This window comes from Schnuerera sp., assembly GCF_035459645.1.
Taxonomy (GTDB): domain Bacteria; phylum Bacillota; class Clostridia; order Tissierellales; family Tepidimicrobiaceae; genus Schnuerera.
The window spans coordinates 1-3,226 of the sequence record NZ_DATHXO010000476.1; the positions used below are offsets into that span (position 1 = coordinate 1).

At 31.2% G+C, this 3,226-nt stretch carries 3 protein-coding genes; all 3 read left to right on the forward strand.

Annotation, left to right across the window (positions count from 1 at the left end):
* A partial coding sequence (locus VK998_RS11190) for a YbaK/EbsC family protein (protein WP_325228322.1) occupies nt 1–894 on the forward strand: 894 nt, incomplete at its 5' end.
* 142 nt (nt 895–1,036) lie between these two features.
* On the forward strand, nt 1,037–1,894 hold the full coding sequence (locus tag VK998_RS11195) for a DUF1002 domain-containing protein (protein WP_325228324.1): 858 nt from the start codon (nt 1,037–1,039) through the stop codon (nt 1,892–1,894).
* Between the two features lie 76 nt (nt 1,895–1,970).
* Nucleotides 1,971–3,226: glutamate--tRNA ligase (gene gltX / locus VK998_RS11200; protein WP_325228326.1), on the forward strand; the 1,256-nt coding region annotated here is incomplete at its 3' end.

Here is a 3,226-nt window from a genome sequence, read left to right on the forward strand (position 1 = left end):
GGGAAAGCTCTAGTATATTTAGCTTCAGGTGAACCTGTCGTAGTAATAATTCCAGGAGATAGAGAATTGAATGAAACTAAACTATGCAATTACTTAAAATTACCTGAGCATGAGTTAGAAATGGCAGACGAGGAAACCATTATAAAAATATCAGGGGCAAACAAAGGTTTTACTGGGCCTATAGGACTTAAAGGCGATGTGAAGATTATAGTTGACTCCAGAATTACTAAATTAAAGAATCTAATTGTTGGGGGCAATGAAACAGATTATCATATTAAAAATGCAAATTATGGTAGAGATTTTGAAGGTGAAGTAGTTGGAGATTTACTTTTGATTGAAGAAGGCGATATTTGCCCAAAATGTGGTAAAATTTTATCTATGGACAGAGGAATTGAAGTAGGAAATATATTCCAGCTTGGGACCAAATATAGCAATAGTTTACACGGTACCTATCTTGATGAAGAAGGAAAAGAGAAACCTTTTGTAATGGGCTCTTATGGTGTTGGTGTATCTAGATCGATGGCTGCTATTGTTGAGCAATATCATGATGACAATGGCATTATATGGCCATTGGTGGTAGCGCCTTATCATGCGATAATAACAATAATAAATACAAAAAATGAAGAACAAAGAAATTTAGGGGAAAAATTATATAAAGAATTGTTGGAAGAAAAATTAGAAGTATTATTAGACGATAGAAAGGAAAGAGCGGGGGTTAAATTCAACGATAGAGATTTGATAGGTATACCTATTAGAATTACAGTGGGTAAAAAGGCAAATGAAGATATAGTAGAATACTCTTTGAGAAAAGAAACTGGAAGAATTGAAGTCCCAGCAGATCAAATCATTGATAAAATAAAGGAAGTGTTTAAAGAAGAAGGAATAAGTCTATAGTATAAAATAAGGCTGTAAATTTACAGCCTTATTTTAATAATTTATTTATCTGAAATTGGATATATAAATTCAAAGGCTTGTAATATTTATATTAATAAGGTATTCTATTTTAAGTGTAGATTTTGGTTTGGGAGGGAAAACAATGAAGAAGAAAATTTTAGTTTTTGTTCTAATGATTGTGTTGGTTTTCTCGTCTATAGTTTTTGGAGATGAGAAAAATGAGGATATAGTTGTTGCTTTAGGAAAAAACCTATCAGTAGAACAAAGGGGTGAAATGTTAAATTTTTTTGATGTAGCTAAGGATGTAAAAATAATAGAAGTTAGCAATGAAGAAGAAAGAGAATATTTAGGGAAATTTATAGATGAGAAACTTATTGGCACTAGGGCTATATCTTCAGTTTATGTAGAAAAACTTCCAGAAGGAGAAGGTATAACGGTTGAATCTCATAATATCACTTGGGTCACTAATGATATGTACAGAAATGCTTCAATAACTGCTGGAGTTAAGGATGCTAAAATAATTGTTTCGAGTCCCGTTAAGGTATCAGGAACTGCAGCTTTAACAGGAGTTATAAAGGCTTTTGAAGATATTACTGGAGAAAAGATACCGGAAAAAGAAAAAGAAATTGCTAGTGAGGAAATAGCTAAAACTGCTAAATTAGGAAATGAAATCGGACAAGAAAAAGCTGAGGAGCTTATAAACAATATAAAAATATATATAATTGACAATAATATAAAGAACAAAGGAACTATAGAAAAAGTTGCAGAACAAATGGCAAAAGATTTAGGAATAGAATTGACAAGAGAACAAATCGATCAAATAGTATCCCTTATGAAAAATATATCTAAATTAAATTTAGATATAGAACAGATTAAAGGGCAGTTAAAAGATATATCGGGGAAAATTGATAAAATTACTGAACAAAATATTGAGGTAAAGTCGATTTTAGAACGAATATTGGATGCAATAGTCAATTTTTTCAATCGAATATTTGGATAAACTGATAGATAGGTTTACACCTGGAATTAGCTGATATATAATATATAGGTAATTAAAATGGAAGGAGGCACTATTGATGAAAGATGTTAGATTAAGATTTGCTCCAAGTCCTACAGGTTATTTGCATATAGGAGGACTTAGGACTGCTCTATATAATTATTTATTTGCAAAACATAATAATGGTCAGTTTATATTAAGAATCGAAGATACGGACAGAACCAGATATGTAGAAGGAGCAATTGAAAACTTGATAGAATCTCTTCAATGGGCAGGTATTGAATATGATGAAGGTGTCTTCGTAGAAGAAGGCAAAATTGTTCAAAGAGGTGAATGTGGACCTTATATTCAATCGGAAAGATTGGATATTTATAGGAAGTATGTAGATGAATTAATTGAAAAAGGCGATGCTTATTATTGTTTTTGTTCTAAAGAAAGATTAGATAAGGTCAGAGAAGAACAGAAAATAAAAGGTCTTATACCCAAATATGATGGACTTTGTAGAAGTTTAAGTTTAGATGAAGCTAAGGAAAGGATTGCTAATGGGGAAGAATATGTAGTTAGGCTTAAACTACCAGCAAAAAAAGATATTAAATTTAAAGATTTGGTAAGAGGGGATATAGTTATAAATACTGAAGATATAGATGATCAAGTATTATTAAAATCTGATGGATATCCTACTTATCATTTGGCTGTAGTAGTAGACGATCATCTAATGGGGATTACCCATATAGTAAGAGGAGAGGAATGGTTACCATCAACTCCTAAGCATGTATATCTATATGAGGTATTTGGATGGGAAAAACCAACCTATGTCCACCTACCTACAGTTCTAAATAAAGAAAGAAAAAAATTAAGCAAACGTCATGGTGATGTATCGGTAGAGGATTTTAGAGAGAAAGGCTATCTTCCGGAAGGATTAATAAATTACTTAGCCTTAGTTGGATGGAGTCCAGAGGATAATGAAGAAATACTATCAATGGATGAATTAATTGAAAAGTTTTCCTTTGAAAGAGTATCTAAAACTGGTGGAATCTTTGATAGAGATAAACTAGACTGGGTAAATGAACATCATATCAGGAATTATGATATAGATAAATTAACACAGTTAGCCATACCTTATTTAAAAGAGGCTAATCTAATAGATGATAAATTTATAGAAGAAAAATATGATTGGATAAAAACTTTGGTTGAAACAGTCAAGGAAAGCATATCTAGTATATCTGAAATAGTAGACAAGGCAGATATCTTTTTTAACAATAAAGTAGAACCAGAAGATGAAGAAGCTTTATCTGTATTAAAACAAGAACATGTGTCAGAGCTTTTAAATGCTTT